The organism is Ruminococcus bicirculans (ex Wegman et al. 2014) (genome assembly GCF_000723465.1).
In the GTDB taxonomy this organism is placed as follows: domain Bacteria; phylum Bacillota; class Clostridia; order Oscillospirales; family Ruminococcaceae; genus Hominimerdicola; species Hominimerdicola aceti.
Genome location: NZ_HF545617.1, coordinates 362166 through 379060 on the forward strand (window position 1 = coordinate 362166; position 16895 = coordinate 379060).

The window sequence follows — 16895 nt, forward strand, 5'->3', positions numbered from 1 at the left end:
TAAATACCCTTTCCTAAAAAGTGATAAACTGACCAAAGTGTGTGCTTTGGTCAGTTTTTTTCTTGACTTTTTATTTGATATATGTTATATATTAAGTAGGTATATGTATGAAATATTAAGTAGGTATATGTATGAAAACTATTTTATGGGGTGATATGTATGATAAAAAAGATAAGTGCGGCGGCAATTGCGGTCATTATGTCAGCGAGCATGATGTTCACTACAGCTTCGGCAGACGCTTCCTATGTTCTTGATAAGGACGCAGGAGAAGACTTCGTCAATTTCATAGACGGCAAGCTGCCTGATATTTTAAAGAGTATGGACAGTGTTGCAGACGGCGATAAGACCTATTTCGACTATGGCTCATGGTTCATGGATCTGGATTATGACGGTGTGCCTGAGTTTATAATAGGTGGCGAAATGGCTGACGGCGACAGACATTATTCTATTCTTACCAAGGACGGCAAGGAGATAAAGATAGATGACACTGTTGCAAACGGACAGTATTTTCCGGGATTTATGGGCTTTGATTATATGCCTTACAGAGATCTTTATACAGGGAAGGTATCATATTTTTCAAGTAACGATAAGATAAAAACTATGACCTTTGACCCTGAAAAAGGCGTTACTGAAAAGGAGCTTTGCTCGGAAGAATACGATTTGGAAACTGACAGCACTGTTTACAAAACAGACGGCAAAGAGGTCAGCGAGAGCGAGTATTATAACTATAAATCCACCCTCAGCAGATTTATCCCTCTTGAAGTGGAAAATACAGAGCTGACATCAGATGAAACTGCAAAGGCTGACGCTGATAAGCTTCTGGAAATGTATAACGAGTATAACTGCGTTGTCATGACGGCGGAGAACAAAAAGGACGATATGACAAGCGTAATAGTCGAGATGAACGATCTTCTTAAAGAGATGATGGTTGACGTTCCTTCTGAAATTGCTGATGATGTTGATTGGAGCTATAACAGTTGGTTTGAGGATTTAAACTTTGACGGCGTTCCTGACTTTGTTATCGGCGGTATTGCAGACCTCTTAGATGAAGGTACTGCTTTAAGGCTTTATGACGTTATCGGTATGGGCAATGCTGGCTTTTTGGCGGATACCAATGTGTCGAACGACCATGGCGACGGTGAGAACGGCTTCGGCTTCAAGCCTTATGTAAACAAGCAGACTGGCGAAAAAACATACCTCTCAGAGGATAGATATGCAGAGGACGGCAAGGAGCATTACGCAGTGAGAAAGCTTTTTGGCTGTCTTGGTGAATGTCTCACCGCTGATATCTGCACCGCAGAATATGACAGCAAAAAAGGCGTGACTTCATACACCATCGAGGGAAAGAAAGCCACATCAGAGGAGTTTCAGGCGTATCTTGCAAAGCTTAACAGCGACTATGATGAGCTTTCTGTAACAATAAGCACCATGGGCGAAAACAAAGTCCCTAATAATGAAGGCACCCTTGCAGAGTCATATGACGATTATAAGCTTGGTGACGTTGTGGGCGGAGCAAGCTTTACATATGTAGAAAAGAAGAACACTTCAAATGATATTTCTAACCCTGACAAAACAGCAGGCTCTCAGGCTTCAAAGAATTATAATACCGATTCGTCAACAAATCCGTCAACAGGTGCGGCGGCAGGCGTTACAGCCGCAATAATAGCCGCTGGAGCAGGTTTGGCGATATGTGCAAAGCGTAAAAAGAAATAGTCTTTTCAGCCTAACATATGCAGAGGTGAACAGCGTTCACCCGTATATTGGCATATTATCTGCGTGCTGAATATTTTATCACCGTACCCTCTCGTGGTGCGGTGATTTTTTTGCATAAGCCGTCCTTTGTCCGCATAACTTGTACAAAGGACAAAAACTAGGAGGGCGGATATATGTTCAGAAGATTGCAGAATATTTTGTGCTGTGTGGTGATAGCAGGCTTTGCGGCAGTGTGCTGGTATGGCAAAAACAACGGTGAAGCCGTCATGACAGGTGGGGCGGTGAAAACGACCATGGATAAGCCTGTGGTGGTCATCGACCCAGGTCACGGTGGTGTGGACGGAGGCTGTGTATCCGTTGACGGCACACCTGAAAAGGGGATAAACCTTGCGGTGGCGGAAAGCCTCCGTGACGGTCTGAAGCTTCTCGGCTATGATGTTGTTTGCACCCGTGAAAGCGATATCTCTATCTATGACAAAGGCACAGAGGGGCTTGGGGAGCAGAAAAAGTCCGATATGAAAAACCGCCTTGCCATATTCTCGAAATATTCCGAGGGCATATCAGTTTCCATACACCAAAATCAGTTTACCGACAGCCGCTACAGCGGTGCGCAGATGTTCTATTCTAAAGACAATGCCGAGGGTGAAAAGCTTGCGGGAGTGATGCAAAAGCAGTTCGTTTCCCTTTTACAGCCTGACAATACCAGAGAAACTAAGCCGGTAGGCGACGAGCTTTATCTACTTAATAATACCAAAAATCCTGCGGTTATGATAGAGTGCGGTTTTCTTTCAAACCCTGAGGAGGCTCAGAAATTGGAGAATGAGGACTATCAGCGTCAGGTGGCGTTTACAGTGCTGACAGGTATCAGCGAATACAGGCTAATGCAGAAATAGTCCATTGGTGCGGCGGCAGTGAGAAAACACTGTCCGTCGTTTTTTGTTTGTAAAACGTCACATAAATGTAGGTTTGTCAATCATATTGGACACTATTATTAAGAAATTCGATAGGCGAAAACCATTTGAGGGGACGCATAGGACGGTTGTTTGTTCGACTTAAACGTGCAGCTAGCTGCACGTTTAAGTCGTCGCAGGAATAAAACCTATGGCACGAATAGAATTTGTTGTGATCTTCTCGGTGACTGCGCTCTACTTTGCCATTGTGCCTGGGCGTATATGGACGAATGAGTTTGTGTTCAATGCCAAGTTGTGAGAGCGTATTCTCAAACAGCGTTTTCTTGTCTCTTTTGCTTGGCGAAAAGCGGTTAGTAAATTCAAATCCATTGTCGGTCTGAATACATTTCACCGTTATTCCTCTGCGTTTGTACCATTTCACCAGCCTTTTTACAAAGTCTGCTGAAGAATAGGTGCTTTGCTCCTCATATCCGTATAAAAATCTTATCCTGGTATACTCATCGATCGCCGTGTATTGGTACAGCTTCATCTCTGGGTCAGCTATACACTTTCTCGGAACTACCTTTACGTCCACCTGAACACGTTCTCCGGGATATGTCATCTGCTCGTATGGCTTTGGTTTATACGTCGCTTTCTTCGGCTTTTTCGGAAGCATTCCTAGTTTTTTCATAACCCTGTAAAGACTTTCAAGACAGCGTGTATACCCTTGTTTTCTGAGACGATGCCATAGTTCGGGAAGCTCAAGCGTTGGGTTTCGTTTGTGATACCTTTTGATAAGATCTATTTCTTCCTTGGTATGCTCGTTGGGATGATGATGCGGTCGGCGTGATTTAACTGCGAGGGACTCCACACTTCCGTCCCAGCGTTTCAGCCAGAAATATATATATGAACGTGATTTATTGTATTTTCTGCTCGCTCGGCTCACTCCATATTTCTTTGCGTAATTCATTAAGGATTGACGAAACTTCATATCTTGTGTTATACTATTCATGAGAGATAGGCTTCCTTTCTGATTTGTATTTGTGTGGTAACTTTATTTTATCAGATTTTTGCCTATCTCTCTTTTCTTTTTTCTTAATTTTGTCCAATATCTATTGTAGCACTACATTTTTGTTTGTAAAACGTCACATAAATTGCTTGACTTTTAAAAGGGGATATTGTATAATATAATAGTGTATTTATAGCATAGTATATTTTTTAACTTTTTCCTGCCATAAATTCTGGCAGGAGAATAAATAAAGGTGGATTGAAACATGGGATTATTTGATAAAATATTCGGCAACTATTCTAAAAAAGAGCTTGCCAAGATCGAGCCTATAAAGAATAAGGTACTCGAGCTTGAAAGTAAGTATGCCGATATGTCTGACGAGGAGCTGGGCGGACAGACTGCCATTCTGAGGGGCAAGCTGGACGAGCTTTCAACTCTTGATGACGTTCTTCCTGACGCTCTTGCGGTTTGCCGTGAAGCTGCGTTCAGAGTGCTTGGCAAAAAGCCTTACCCTGTTCAGATAATCGGTGCTATCGTTCTTCATCAGGGACGTATCGCCGAAATGAAAACAGGTGAAGGTAAAACTCTCGTTGCCTGTCTGGCGGCTTATGCTAACTCCCTTACAGGAAATGGCGTTCACGTTGTAACTGTAAATGACTATCTTGCTAAGTTCCAGTCTGAGGAAATGGGCAAGGTGTTCCACTTCCTGAACACTTCTATCGGCGTTGTGCTTACTGGCATGAACAAGGAGCAGAAGAGGGAAGCTTATAACGCTGATATTACATATGGTACAAATAACGAGTTCGGATTTGATTACCTCCGTGACAACATGGTTATCTATAAGAAAGATAAGGTTCAGAGAGAGCACGCTTTCGCTATCGTGGACGAGGTGGACTCTATCCTCATAGACGAAGCAAGAACTCCGCTTATCATTTCAGGTCAGGGCGACAAGTCAACAAAGCTTTATTCACTTGCCGACAGATTTGCAAAAACACTGAAACCTGTTACAGTTGTTGAAATGGACGATAAGGCAGATAACGACCTTCTGGACGGCGACTATATCATCGACGAAAAGGCTAAGACCGCAACTCTTACAAAGAGCGGTGTTAAGAAAGCAGAAAAGGCGTTCAACGTTATAAACCTTATGGACGCTGACAATATGACCCTTGCCCACCACATCAATCAGGCTATCAAGGCAAACGGCGTTATGAAAAAGGATATCGACTACGTTGTTAAGGACGGAGAAGTTCTTATCGTAGACGAGTTCACAGGCCGTATCATGCAGGGCAGACGTTTCAATGACGGTCTGCATCAGGCTATCGAAGCAAAAGAGGGCGTTGAGATAGCAAGAGAGTCAAAGACTATCGCTACTATAACATATCAGAACTACTTCCGTCTTTATGGCAAGCTGTCAGGTATGACAGGTACTGCCCTTACGGAGGAGGACGAGTTCAGAGAGATCTATAAGCTCGACGTTATCGAGATACCGACAAATAAGCCTGTTATCAGAGTTGACCACCCAGACGTTGTTTTCAAAACGGAAAAGGGCAAGTTCAATGCCGTTATCGAGCAGGTAATAGAGTGCCATAAAAAGGGACAGCCTGTCCTCGTTGGTACTGTTTCCGTTGAGAAGTCAGAGTATCTTTCAAGACTGCTGAAAAATAAGGGCATCAAGCATGAAGTGCTTAACGCCAAGCACCATGACCGTGAGGCTATGATAGTTGCACAGGCAGGTAAATACGGTGCGGTTACTATCGCTACCAACATGGCAGGACGTGGTACTGATATCATGCTTGGCGGTAACGCTGAGTATAAATCACTTGCAGACCTTCAGAAAATGGGCTATTCTGAGGAAGTGGCTGTCGAGGCAGCAGGTTTCTCAAATACTCAGGACGAGGAAGTTCTGGCTGCAAGAGCAGAATATAAGAAGCTCTATGCAAAGTATTCAGAAGAGGTAAAGGAGCTTGCAGAAAAGGTTAGAGAAGCAGGCGGACTTTATATCATCGGTACAGAAAGACACGAGTCAAGACGTATCGACAATCAGCTTAGAGGACGTTCAGGCCGTCAGGGCGACCCGGGCGAAAGCACATTCTTCCTCTCACTTGAAGACGACCTTATGAGAATTTTCGGCGGCGAGAGAATAACAGCTATGATGGATACTTTCAAGGTTGACGAGAATACCCCAATACAGTCAAAAATGCTCACAAGTGTTATCGAGTCCTCACAGAAGAAGATAGAGGGCAGAAACTTCAACATCAGAAAGAACGTCCTTAACTACGACGACGTTATGAACACACAGCGTGAGATAATCTATAAGCAAAGACAGCAGGTGCTTGACGGAGAAGATCTCCATGAAAATATCCTCGGCATGATAAAGGAGTTTGTTGAGGATTCTGTAAATATGTATATCACTGACGAGGACGTTCAGGATAACTGGAACCTGCAGGGTCTTAAGGACAGACTTATGGGCATAATCACAGTTGAGGACGACTTCAACTATACCCCACAGGAGCTTGACGAGATAACAAAGAAGGATATAATCGACCTCCTTGAAGACAGAGCTTTGAAGATATACGCAAAGCGTGAGGAAGACCTTGGTCAGGAACTTCTCCATGAGATAGAAAGAGTTGTTTTGCTTAAAGTTGTCGATACAAAGTGGATGGCACATATCGACGATATGGACGAGCTGAAAAAGGGTATCGGTCTGCGTTCATACGGTCAGAAGAACCCAGTAGTCGAGTATCGTATGGAAGGTATGGATATGTTCGACGATATGGTAGCTTCTATCCGTGAGGACACTGTAAGAATGTTGTTCACCATTCAGGTAAGGAAGAACAGCGCCGCTCCAAAGAGAGAGGACGTTCTCAAGCCGGGCGAGCATCATAACATGACCGTAAGAAAGGCTAAGAAGCCGGGCAGGAACGATCTTTGCCCATGCGGAAGCGGCAAGAAGTATAAGAACTGCTGTGGTGCTGGAAACGGTGTACAGGCTGACGAAGCCGAGCAGGCAGAGAATAGCTCTGACAGCTCTGAGAAATAAAAACAATATGCAGGACGGTGAAAACAGCCGTCCTGTTTTGGATATAAGAATAATAGGAGTGTAGTGAAATGTCAACAGCATTTAAAAGCGCAGATATACTTCTGCCTAAGAACGCCGATATGTCAAAATGGGCAGTGGTTGCCTGCGACCAGTATACCTCTGAGCCTGAGTATTGGGCTGACGTGGAAAAGATAACAGAGGGTGCAAAAAGCGCACTGAACCTTATCCTGCCTGAGGTCTATCTGGAGGACGATAACGTTGATGAAAGAATAGCCGACATACATAAGAATATGGACAGCTATATCAGCGAGGGCGTTTTTGAAGAGTATAAGGACGCTATGATATACGTTGAAAGAACACAGTCTGACGGAAAGGTCAGAGCGGGCATTGTTGGCGCTATCGACCTTGAAGAGTATGACTACCGCAAAGGCTCGAAGTCTGCCGTAAGAGCAACAGAAGCCACAGTTGTGGAGAGAATACCGCCTAGAATAAAGGTAAGACGTGGCGCACCTGTTGAGCTGCCGCATATCATGATACTCGTTGACGATACAGAAAAAAGCGTTGTCGAGCCGCTGGAGGCTCACAAGGCAGAGATGAAAAAGCTCTATGACTTTGACCTTATGAAAAAGGGTGGTCATATCGCAGGCTATCTTATTGAAAAGCCTATGCAGGAAAAGATAATAGCCGCACTTGAAAAGCTTGGTGATATCGACGCTTTCAATACAAAGTATGGTCTTAAGGAAACTTCACCGCTTGTCTACGCAATGGGTGACGGCAACCATTCTCTTGCTACTGCAAAGGAGTTTTACGAGGAGCAGAAGAGAGAGAACCCTGATAAGGACATGAGCAATGCTCTTTGCAGATATGCCCTTGTGGAGATAGTGAATCTCCATTCGCCTGCACTTGAATTTGAAGCTATCCATAGGATAGTTACAGACGTTGACACAAAGGCTCTTATGAGCGAAATGACAGCGGCTCTTGAGCTTTCTGAGGAAAAGGCAGAGCAGGCAATAGTTGTCTGCGACAATGGCGAGGAAAAGACGCTCTATATACATAAGCCGACTTCAAAGCTTACTGTCGGCTCATTGCAGAATTTCCTTGACAGCTATATCAAGGAAAAGGGCGGCAAGGTGGATTATATCCACGGTGCAGAGGTCATAAGAGAGCTTTCCACAAAGGAAAATTCCATAGGCTTTATGCTCCCTGACATGGGCAAGGAAGAGCTTTTCCCTACAGTTATCGTTGACGGCGCACTGCCAAGAAAAACGTTCTCCATGGGTCATGCCGAGGATAAGAGATTTTATGTTGAGGCAAGGAAAATATTGAAATAGAAAAATTAAAGAAATGTTGAAATAGAAAAATCGTAGACAATATATTTTAAAAGGAGTTTTTACGATGATAATTGAAGAAGTCAAAAAGGAACTTACAGGACATATCATTCCCTTCTGGAACAAGCTGAGAGATGATGAGAACGGTGGATTTTACGGCTTTATGAGCTATGACCTCAAGCTGGATAAGCAGGCTGATAAGGGCGTTATCCTCCACGCAAGAATACTTTGGTTCTATTCAAAAGCGTATATCACTCTGGGCGATAAGACACTTCTTGACAACGCACGCCACGCTTACGAGTTTATCAAAAACCACTGTATCGACTATGAGTACGGCGGAGTTTATTGGATGATGAACTATAAGGGTGAGCCTGCCGACACTATGAAGCATACATACAACATCGCATTTGCTATCTATGCACTGTCATGCTACTATAACGCAAGCGGAGATAAGGAAGCTCTGGAGCTTGCATATAAGCTTTTCCACGATATCGAGAACAACACTCTCGACGAGTATGGCTACAGAGAAGCTTTTGACAGACAGTGGAACCTGGTATCAAATGACGCTCTTTCTGAGAATGGCTTGCATGCTGATAAGACAATGAACGCTATCCTCCACCTTATCGAAGCTTATACCGAGCTTTATAAGGCAGACCACAACGAGGAAGTTGCTAAAAGGCTTAAATTCCAGCTTGGTCAGATGAGAGATATTGTTTATACTCCTGAAACAAACGCTCTGAAAGTTTTCTTTGACACAAAGTTTGACCTTGTGGGAGATATCCATTCATTTGGTCACGATATCGAAGCAACATGGCTTATGGACCTTGCCTGCGATACTTTGGGTGACGAGGAGCTTAAAAAGCAGTTTGCTGAAATGGATCTTAAGATCTCTCATAATATTCAGAACATCGCCCTTGATAACGGCGCACTGAACAACGAGCGTGAGAACGATAAGATAGACAAGAAGCGTGTATGGTGGGTAGAAGCCGAGTCTGTTGTTGGCTTCATCAACGCTTATCAGCACAGCGGAGAAAAGAAGTTCCTTGAAAGTGCAAGAAGCGTGTGGGAATATATCAAGGCTGAGATAATCGACAAGAGAGAAGGCTCAGAGTGGTATGCCGAGGTTTCCTATGACCATAAGCCGCATGATTGGAAAGAGATAGTAGGTCCATGGAAATGCCCTTATCATAACGGCAGAATGTGCATGGAGGTCATCAACAGAGGCGTGGACTTCTGATGTTCAGGTATGAAACACACCTGCATACCGCCGAGGGAAGCGGCTGTGCCTCTGCAAGCGGAGCAGAGCAGGCAAGGCGTTATAAAGCCCTAGGCTATGACGGGATCATCGTCACCGATCACTTTTTCAACGGCAACTGTGCTGTCACCAACTTTGACAGTTGGGAGGACAGAGTGAACAAGTTCTGCAAGGGCTATGAGAATGCCAAAGAAGTGGGTGACAAGATAGGTCTGAAAGTCTTTTTCGGTCTGGAGTATTCTTACTTTGGCGCAGACCTTTTGACCTATGGTATCGACAAGGACTTTCTTCTTGCCAATGATAACATCAGTGATATAAGCTTTTATCAGTTTGCCGACAGAGTGCATAAAGCAGGTGGCGTGTTAGTCCATGCCCACCCTTTTCGTGAAGCGGATTGGTATATCCATGAAATAAAGCTCCTGCCGAAGTGGATAGACGGCGTTGAGGTCTATAACAGCGGCAACGGCAAAGAGGTCTATAATCAGCGTGCAAAGTGGTATGCCGAACAGTTCGGCTTCAAGCAAACAGGCGGTACGGACAATCACCACCTGTGGGTGGAGGACAGCCGTATCAGCGGTGTTGCAACTGACGAGCCTATCAATTCCATAGAAGATTACATAGAATTTCTCTGTGACGGAAAGCTTACCCCGATAATTCCGGAAAAGCCGGCTGAAACATAAAACATAAATAAAAACTTCAATGACGTTTTTTCGCCATTGAAGTTTTTTTTACTATGAAATTTTGCTTTCATTTACCGAAACATCGTCGGAATAAGATTCCGATTCAGCGGCAGAATCGTCGGGAACACGAATGTAAGTATCAACGGCGACGAATGTGTTTTCATCAACATAATTAAATGCTAAAGCGAAAGCATTTTCATGTTTTCCATAGTCAAATTCAATTAGTATCTGATCTCTTGCTTCGTGATAGGTTTTAATAGTATATGTTCTGGTTTCAGACCACATTTTTATCGTATCCTGCTTTGCGGTCTCGTCATAAAACGTAAACAGCTTATTGCAAAGATATTCCGAATCTCCGCTGTATTTCAGAGTGTTGTTTTCTCCTATTATAAAATAATCTTTGCTTGTATCTCCGTTTGGATAATATTTTCCCATATTCAGCGTTGGTTCCTGATAGGTATCGTCATGGGGACAGCTGTAGTTAAAGGTATTTATCCCGCTTTCATCATCTTCAGGTTCATCAGAAGAAACTATGTTCTTTATGCCAAAATACCAAAAACAAAATATAAAAGAGGCAGCAACGATTATCCATATTATTATGCCAACGTGTTTAGCTTTCATAGTTGTACCCCCCCCATATAATTTTCAAATTAAATACTCTATGTTTAAATTATACAGTTTATGATTATAATTGTCAATGGGCAAAATGAATAACAAAAAACAAATTTTGTATATATAGTCACATTTCAACAGAACTTTGTGCGTTTATCTAATTTTATTATTCCTATTGACAAATCCACATTAATGAGCTAAAATATAAATGTTATTATTTTATATGGTGAGAAAGGAAAACCAAAATATGAAAATCAAAAGACTACTTGCAGCAGTGCTTTCCCTTGCAATGGGCGTATCAATGATGACAGCCTGTGGCAGTTCGGACAACTCCTCAAAGGCTGAGAAAGATTCCTCAGCTACAGAAAATACTCAGAAGCATACCAATGACCCTATGACAGTGACCACTGCAAAAGACCTTGTGGCTCAGATGAAAGTGGGCTGGAGTCTTGGCAATACCATGGATTCCACAGGCGGCTCAGGCGTTGACGCTGAAACCTCATGGGGAAATGTGGAAACCACAAAATTGATGATAGACCAGGTCAAGGACGCAGGCTTCAACGTGTTCAGACTTCCTGTTTCATGGGGTACTCACATGGACGAGAACTATACAGTTGACGAAGCATGGATGAACAGAGTTCAGGAAATTGTCGATTACGGTATCGACAACGGAATGTTCGTTATCCTCAACACCCACCACGAGGAGTGGTATATGCCTAAGAAAGACCGTGCCGATAAGGATATAGAGCAGCTCAAAGCCCTCTGGAAGCAGATATGCGACAGATTTCAGGGCTATGACGAACACCTCATTTTCGAGGGCGTGAACGAGCCTAGACTTAGAGGCGAGGGCAACGAGTGGATAGGCGACGCTGAGTCAAGAGAGGTCGTAAATCAGTATGCAAAGGCGTTCGTCGAAACAGTCCGTGCTTCTGGCGGAAACAACCCTAACAGATGTATAATGGTAACACCATATGCCGCATCATCATCAAGACAGAACATGGAAGCCCTCGAAGTTCCGCAGGGCGACGATAAGATAATAGTTTCTATCCACGCTTATCTGCCATATTCATTTGCACTTGATACCGCAGGCACAGACCAGTATACAAGTATCGACTCTTCTATCACAACACTCTTTACCGATATCAATGAAGTGTTCCTCAGCAAGGGAATACCTGTAATAATCGGTGAGTTCGGCTCTGTAAATAAGGCTAATACAGAAGCAAGAGTTCAGTGTGTAAAGGATTATCTCAGCACCGCAAAGCAGTATGGCGTACCATGCTGTTGGTGGGATAACGGCACAAGAATAGGAAACGGTGAGAACTTCGGACTTCTCAACAGATCCGAGGGCGGCTGGTATTTCCCTGAAATAGTTGACGCTATCAAGGAAACAGTAAATAGCTAAAAAAATCAAGGACGGAATCGCTTCCGTCCTTTTTTTGTGCGCAAATTATGTGCAATTTTTGTGGGGCGAATTGATATCTTGCGAGCGGTGGGCAATCTTGCGGTAAACGGGCGAACGCTGTTCGCCCCTACAAAAATTTATATTATTATCGTTTTTTATCAATACATTTATGTAGGGGAGCGGCGCAATTTTTTTGTGTAGGGGACGGCGCCCTCGACGTCCCGCCACTCTCGTTCGTTTCAATCACAAACTGTTTTGTTCATTAAACGCCACAAAAAAAGGACGACCCCAAGTCGTCCTTTTTCATATCTATTCCCCTGAAAGGGTCTTTTTCATTGCAATGTGCGGACAGTATTCGTCCTTGTAAACATCACCATATGCCGTGTAGCCAAGCTTTTCATAGAAAGGCTGTACTCTCGTTTGCGCCGATAAGCCGACTTCCTTGTAGCCCACTTTTTCAGCCTGCTTTTCAAGGGCTTCCACTATCATTCTGCCAAGATCTCTGCCACGATATGCCTTTCTCACGCAGATGCGTCCAATGTGCGCCTCACCGTTTTCGTCAAACAGCCTGCCTGTTGCAATGGGATATCCGCCCGTGTAAATAACAGCATGATAAGCCTTAGCGTCAATATCGTCAAATTCGTTCACAAAGCCCTGCTCCTCAACGAATACCTGCTGTCTTATGAGCCTGGCGTCTGCGTTGTTTGCAAGCCCTTTTGCGATCTTTATGGTGTAATTATCCATTATATCAGCCCCCAAGACGTATCATTTCGTCGATACATTTTCTTGCAGAGGTTATCTCCTCGTCTGTCATTTTTATCTCAAAACCACCGCCGTTGCCGATGCCCTCGCAGGTCTTGTAAACGTCCATAAGAGTGGTGAGCTTCATGTTAGGACAAAGTATCTTCTTTGAGAGTACGTAAAACTCCTTCTCAGGGAATCTGTACTGCAAATGCTCCGCAATAGATATCTCAGTGCCTATGATGAACTCCTTTGCGTCAGACTCTGCCGCAAAATTCATTATTCCAGAAGTTGAACCAACATAATCAGCCATTTCGCTTACCGCAGGGATACACTCAGGGTGACAAAGCACCAGTGCATCAGGGTGAGCCGTCTTAGCCGCTATCATGTCAGCCTTTGTTACCGACGCATGAACAGGACATCCGCCCTGCAAAAGCATTATATCCTTTTCAGGACAGGCTTTTTTTACGAATGCACCAAGATTGCAGTCAGGAATGAACAGTATCTTGTCAGCGTCCATGTTCTTTACTATCTTCACCGCAGACGAGGAAGTAACGCAAACGTCGCAAACCCTCTTGAGTGCAGCTGTGGTGTTTATGTAGCATACTACCTTTCTGTCAGGCTCCTGCGCCTTTATCATTTCTATCATCTCAGGTTCCATTTGCTCTGCCATTGGACAGCCTGCCGATGGATTTGCAAGATATACGTTCTTGTCAGGGTTGAGCATTTTTGCCGCCTCAGCCATAAAATGCACTCCGCACATAAGTATATTCTTGTTTGAGACCTTCTGCGCCTCAACGCTTAGCTTGTATGAATCACCCGTAATATCTGCTACCTCCACTATCTCCTTAGCCTGATAGCTGTGCGCAAGTATACAAATATCGTTTTCTTTCTTTAACTGAAGAATTTTTTCCTGTACGTCCTTTATCATATCCAGATCATGCCTTTCGACCTTTGAAAAGCATATCCTCCTTTCGGTGTTTCGGCATTTGCCGAAAGATTTATACCATATTATTATAGTATGATATAGACATTTTGTCAAGGGCATTTGTACCATACCGCCCATAGCACTTGACAAATTCATTAACAGGGTGTATAATCAACAGTGTTGACAATCAACCGCCTTGACATTTGGAGGAATAACAATGAACGATAAAACAGCCCAGCGTTTTGGAGAAGTTTTCAGACGATTTTTTGAAACAGGATATATGGACGACCTTGCAGAGCTTTTTCAGGGCGAAAGCAAAGTGATAGTCTATCTTAGCACAGCCGAGGGCATAGTCTACCCCTCAGACATAAGCCGTGACCTTATGATATCACGTCAGCGAGCAACGTCAGTGCTCAGTGCAATGGAGAAAAAAGGCTTTGTTAGCCTTGTGCGTGACCCTGAGGATAAACGCCGTGTGCAGGTGAAACTCCTCCCAAAAGGTGAAAAATCCATTGAAGAAAAGCAGCAGCGTCTTGAAAAATATTTCAGCGTGTTCGTTGACGCACTGGGTGAGGAAAATCTCAAAAACCTCCTTGACAGCTCCGAAAAAGCTGTCGAGGCACTTGAACATACAATGAAGGGCAACTCTCAGAAAATCTGAGGTGCGGAAAGGAAACTGCCATGAACATTTATAACGAATTTAGAAAAACGGCAATAAACCGCTATAGCAAGACCGCTCTCGTGATGATGAATGACGAGGGTGAAACAAAGGAATATACATTCGGACAAACTTTGCAACAGGCTGATGTTTTTTGCAGCCGCCTTAAAGCCTTGGGCGTCGTGGCAGGGGATAGGGTCTGTATCGCCTCTGAGGGCAGACCTGAGTGGAATATCGCATTTCTCGCCTGTGCAAAGCTAAACGCCACAGCCGTCCTTTTGGATTATTCGCTTCCTGCGGCAGAGCTTGTCGCACTGGTGAAAAAGTCACAGCCTGTGTGCGTTGTCGCTTCTCAAAAGGCGGCAAAGAAGCTTACAAGCGTGAAAAATATACCTGTTCTCGATATCCAAAACCAGCTTGACAGACTAGACGGTTCAGGGGAAAATATACTCCGCCAAGGTGAAGTAGGCGACCCTGATATCGCAGTGATAATCTTTTCCAGCGGTACGACAAGGACAGCCTCAGGCATCATGCACACCCACGATTCTCAGATAAATTCCTGTAAAATGGTCTGCCAGTGCAACGGCATAACCGATAACGAACGCTATCTCGGAATCCTGCCAAACAGCCATATCTACGGACTTTTTGCACAGGTCTTAGCCCCACTCCTCACAGGTGGAACAGTGTGCTTTATTGAGTCTCTCTCCGCAAAGGGTCTTTCCGCAGGCTTCCAAAACTTCAAGCCGACAGTTTTTCCGGGTGTGCCAAAGGTCTATGAGCTTTTGAAAACCCAGATAATGCAGCAGATCAACGCAAGCAAAGTATCTTCAGCACTTTTCAAGAAAATGTTTCCTGTTGCACTTCATCAGCGTAAGATCTACGGCATAAACAGCGGCAAAAAGATCTTTGCAAAGATACACAAAGCCTTGGGCGGTGAGCTTAGATTTCTCTGCTCCGCAGGCTCGCCGATGTCAAAGGATACATTTGATTTCTTCTACGGCACAGGCTTTAATATTGTGAACAACTACGGTGCGACCGAAACGAGCATACCAACTATCGGCACATATGGCAAGCACGTCTATGCTGACACCTGCGGCAAGCCGTACCCCGATATCAAAGTGAAGATAGACCGCAGCGGTGAGCTTCTCATAAAGTCACCTTATATGATGATAGGCTACTATGGCGACAAAAAGTCCACAGATGAAGCTTTCAATCCTGACGGCTGGTTCAAGTCAGGCGACCTTGCAAAGTTCGATAAGCATAAAAATATCGTCATTCTCGGCAGATGTAAAGAAAATATCGTCCTGTCCACAGGCAAAAAAGCAGCCCCTGACGATATCGAACAGGTCTATAGGGGCATCGAGAGCGTTGACGAGCTTGTGGTCTGCGGAGTGCCTGCGAAAGAGGGAAGCTATGACGAGGTGCACGCCTTTGTGGTCTGTGCTGAGGATAAGCGTGAGCAGACGGAAGAAAAGCTAAAAGAGATAAGCTCCTCCGCAGGTCAGGCAATGAAGCTAAGCGGCATACATTTTGTGGATTCTATACCAAGAACAGCTATCGGCAAGCCAAAGCGTTATCTGCTGAAGAAAATGGTCATGGAGGATAACCTTGACAGCCTTACAAAGCAGGCGAAAAATAGTATCGACCCGTCGGATATCCCGTCAATGGTGAGAAACGCCGTGGCAAAAATAGCACACGTTCAGCCGAATGAAGTCAAGTTCAGTACAAAATTTTTGCAGGAGTTCACCATAGACTCCCTCTCAGCTATCGAGCTTGCATTGGAGATAGAGGAGTTCAGCGGCGTGCGTGTTGACGGCTGTATGGATAAGAACATGACAGTGGGCAAGCTTATCGCCCTCGTTCAAAACCCAAACCGCATAAAACCGCAGACTGTGAAATCAATGCTCTATCCTCTGGACAAGAAAAAGATAGACTATCGTATTTACCGCTTTTACAGAAATCTTGTGACAGCCTTCTATGAAGTCAAGGTCACCAACGAGGAAAATCTACCTGATAAGGACGGTTATATAATCTGTGCAAATCACGTTTCAAATTTTGATTTTATCTTCCTCACCCTGAATTTCAGATACGAGCGTTTTGCAAAATTTTGCTGTATGGCAAAAAAAGAGCTTTTCAACGGCAGTTTAGCCAGCCGACTTATAGTAAGAATAGGCGGTATGGTGCCTGTTGACAGGGGCGGAAGAGTAGACGAAACCATGGCGGCTCTGCGTAAAAAGCTTGGTCAGAAATGGGGTGTGCTAGTTCACCCGGAGGGTACAAGAAGCAAAACTGGTGAAATGGGCAAGTTCAAAAGCGGTGCAGCCGTCCTTGCTATCGAAGCCAATGTACCTATAGTACCAGCCTACATCAAAGGCGGACACGAGATATTCCCACCAGACAGAAAGCTCCCAAGGCTTTTCAACTGGAAGCGTCTTAGCAAATATAAAGTAAAAGTCGTTTACGGTGAGCCTATTTATCCTAATGGCGAAACCCCCGAAGAGCTTATGGCGAAAGTCCGTGATTCTGTGCTTGCCTTGAAAAACGAAGAGAACTGATTTAAAGTGAGGAGTGAGGAATGACAAATGAGGAATTAGGAATGAGGAATGAGGAATTAGCATAGCTGTGGTTTGAGATACTTC

At 44.2% G+C, this 16895-nt stretch carries 13 protein-coding genes; 9 read left to right on the forward strand and 4 right to left on the reverse strand.

The annotated features are described in order from the left end of the window. Window positions 1–159 precede the first annotated feature (159 nt). Both RBI_RS12075 and RBI_RS12080 read left to right on the forward strand, forming a co-directional pair. The gene (locus tag RBI_RS12075) at window positions 160–1713 is read left to right on the forward strand and encodes an NPXTG-anchored protein (protein WP_041337362.1); all 1554 of its coding nucleotides are present in this window, start codon (window positions 160–162) and stop codon (window positions 1711–1713) included. Between the two features lie 173 nt (window positions 1714–1886). Further along, a complete protein-coding gene (locus tag RBI_RS12080; RefSeq protein WP_041337363.1) occupies window positions 1887–2606 on the forward strand; it encodes an N-acetylmuramoyl-L-alanine amidase in 720 nt (239 codons plus the stop codon). Window positions 2607–2682: 76 nt separating this feature from the next. On the opposite strand, the gene RBI_RS12085 is transcribed toward RBI_RS12080, so the two are convergent. Further along, window positions 2683–3615, reverse strand: a complete 933-nt coding sequence (locus RBI_RS12085) for an IS481 family transposase (RefSeq protein WP_038671504.1) — start codon at window positions 3613–3615, stop codon at window positions 2683–2685. 262 nt (window positions 3616–3877) lie between these two features. Between RBI_RS12085 and secA the strand changes: the two genes are divergently transcribed. The 4 genes from secA (at window position 3878) to RBI_RS12105 (ending at window position 9915) form a co-directional block, all read left to right on the forward strand. Next, on the forward strand, window positions 3878–6652 hold the full coding sequence (gene secA / locus RBI_RS12090; RefSeq protein WP_051706898.1) for a preprotein translocase subunit SecA: 2775 nt from the start codon (window positions 3878–3880) through the stop codon (window positions 6650–6652). A gap of 68 nt (window positions 6653–6720) precedes the next feature. After that, the gene (locus tag RBI_RS12095) at window positions 6721–7983 is read left to right on the forward strand and encodes a DUF1015 domain-containing protein (protein WP_041337364.1); all 1263 of its coding nucleotides are present in this window, start codon (window positions 6721–6723) and stop codon (window positions 7981–7983) included. Between the two features lie 64 nt (window positions 7984–8047). Then, window positions 8048–9217, forward strand: coding sequence for an AGE family epimerase/isomerase (locus RBI_RS12100; protein WP_041337365.1), 1170 nt, complete (start codon window positions 8048–8050; stop codon window positions 9215–9217). Beyond that, window positions 9217–9915 carry a PHP domain-containing protein gene (locus RBI_RS12105; protein WP_041337366.1) on the forward strand — a complete coding sequence of 233 codons (699 nt, stop codon included), beginning with the start codon at window positions 9217–9219 and terminating at the stop codon, window positions 9913–9915. The genes RBI_RS12100 and RBI_RS12105 overlap by 1 nt, the downstream gene beginning before the upstream one ends. 51 nt (window positions 9916–9966) lie before the next feature. On the opposite strand, the gene RBI_RS12110 is transcribed toward RBI_RS12105, so the two are convergent. Then, a complete protein-coding gene (locus tag RBI_RS12110) occupies window positions 9967–10536 on the reverse strand; it encodes a hypothetical protein (RefSeq protein WP_041337367.1) in 570 nt (189 codons plus the stop codon). 238 nt (window positions 10537–10774) lie between these two features. Between RBI_RS12110 and RBI_RS12115 the strand changes: the two genes are divergently transcribed. Continuing rightward, window positions 10775–11929: a glycoside hydrolase family 5 protein gene (locus RBI_RS12115; RefSeq protein WP_041337368.1), complete on the forward strand. Its 1155-nt coding sequence runs from the start codon at window positions 10775–10777 to the stop codon at window positions 11927–11929. 309 nt (window positions 11930–12238) lie between these two features. On the opposite strand, the gene RBI_RS12120 is transcribed toward RBI_RS12115, so the two are convergent. Together RBI_RS12120 and nadA are read right to left on the reverse strand one after the other, a co-directional pair. Further along, window positions 12239–12673 carry a GNAT family N-acetyltransferase gene (locus RBI_RS12120; protein WP_041337369.1) on the reverse strand — a complete coding sequence of 145 codons (435 nt, stop codon included), beginning with the start codon at window positions 12671–12673 and terminating at the stop codon, window positions 12239–12241. Between the two features lie 4 nt (window positions 12674–12677). Beyond that, complete coding sequence (gene nadA, locus RBI_RS12125; RefSeq protein ID WP_041337370.1) at window positions 12678–13601, reverse strand: quinolinate synthase NadA; 924 nt, start codon at window positions 13599–13601, stop codon at window positions 12678–12680. A gap of 214 nt (window positions 13602–13815) precedes the next feature. Here nadA and RBI_RS12130 point away from each other — a divergent pair, with 214 nt between their 5' ends. After that, a complete protein-coding gene (locus RBI_RS12130) occupies window positions 13816–14259 on the forward strand; it encodes a MarR family winged helix-turn-helix transcriptional regulator (RefSeq protein WP_051706899.1) in 444 nt (147 codons plus the stop codon). Window positions 14260–14279: 20 nt separating this feature from the next. Continuing rightward, complete coding sequence (locus RBI_RS12135) at window positions 14280–16811, forward strand: AMP-binding protein (RefSeq protein WP_041337371.1); 2532 nt, start codon at window positions 14280–14282, stop codon at window positions 16809–16811. Window positions 16812–16895: the final 84 nt, after the last annotated feature.

Bases quoted from the DNA above. Each gene is read 5' to 3' on its own strand.
- RBI_RS12135 (WP_041337371.1), top strand. From the start codon at position 14,280: ATGAACATTTATAACGAATTTAGAAAAACGGCAATAAACCGCTATAGC.
- RBI_RS12120 (WP_041337369.1), bottom strand. From the start codon at position 12,673: ATGGATAATTACACCATAAAGATCGCAAAAGGGCTTGCAAACAACGCA.
- RBI_RS12130 (WP_051706899.1), top strand. From the start codon at position 13,816: ATGAACGATAAAACAGCCCAGCGTTTTGGAGAAGTTTTCAGACGATTT.
- RBI_RS12095 (WP_041337364.1), top strand. From the start codon at position 6,721: ATGTCAACAGCATTTAAAAGCGCAGATATACTTCTGCCTAAGAACGCC.
- nadA (WP_041337370.1), bottom strand. From the start codon at position 13,601: ATGATAAAGGACGTACAGGAAAAAATTCTTCAGTTAAAGAAAGAAAAC.
- RBI_RS12110 (WP_041337367.1), bottom strand. From the start codon at position 10,536: ATGAAAGCTAAACACGTTGGCATAATAATATGGATAATCGTTGCTGCC.
- RBI_RS12085 (WP_038671504.1), bottom strand. From the start codon at position 3,615: ATGAATAGTATAACACAAGATATGAAGTTTCGTCAATCCTTAATGAAT.
- RBI_RS12075 (WP_041337362.1), top strand. From the start codon at position 160: ATGATAAAAAAGATAAGTGCGGCGGCAATTGCGGTCATTATGTCAGCG.
- RBI_RS12080 (WP_041337363.1), top strand. From the start codon at position 1,887: ATGTTCAGAAGATTGCAGAATATTTTGTGCTGTGTGGTGATAGCAGGC.
- RBI_RS12115 (WP_041337368.1), top strand. From the start codon at position 10,775: ATGAAAATCAAAAGACTACTTGCAGCAGTGCTTTCCCTTGCAATGGGC.
- RBI_RS12105 (WP_041337366.1), top strand. From the start codon at position 9,217: ATGTTCAGGTATGAAACACACCTGCATACCGCCGAGGGAAGCGGCTGT.
- secA (WP_051706898.1), top strand. From the start codon at position 3,878: ATGGGATTATTTGATAAAATATTCGGCAACTATTCTAAAAAAGAGCTT.
- RBI_RS12100 (WP_041337365.1), top strand. From the start codon at position 8,048: ATGATAATTGAAGAAGTCAAAAAGGAACTTACAGGACATATCATTCCC.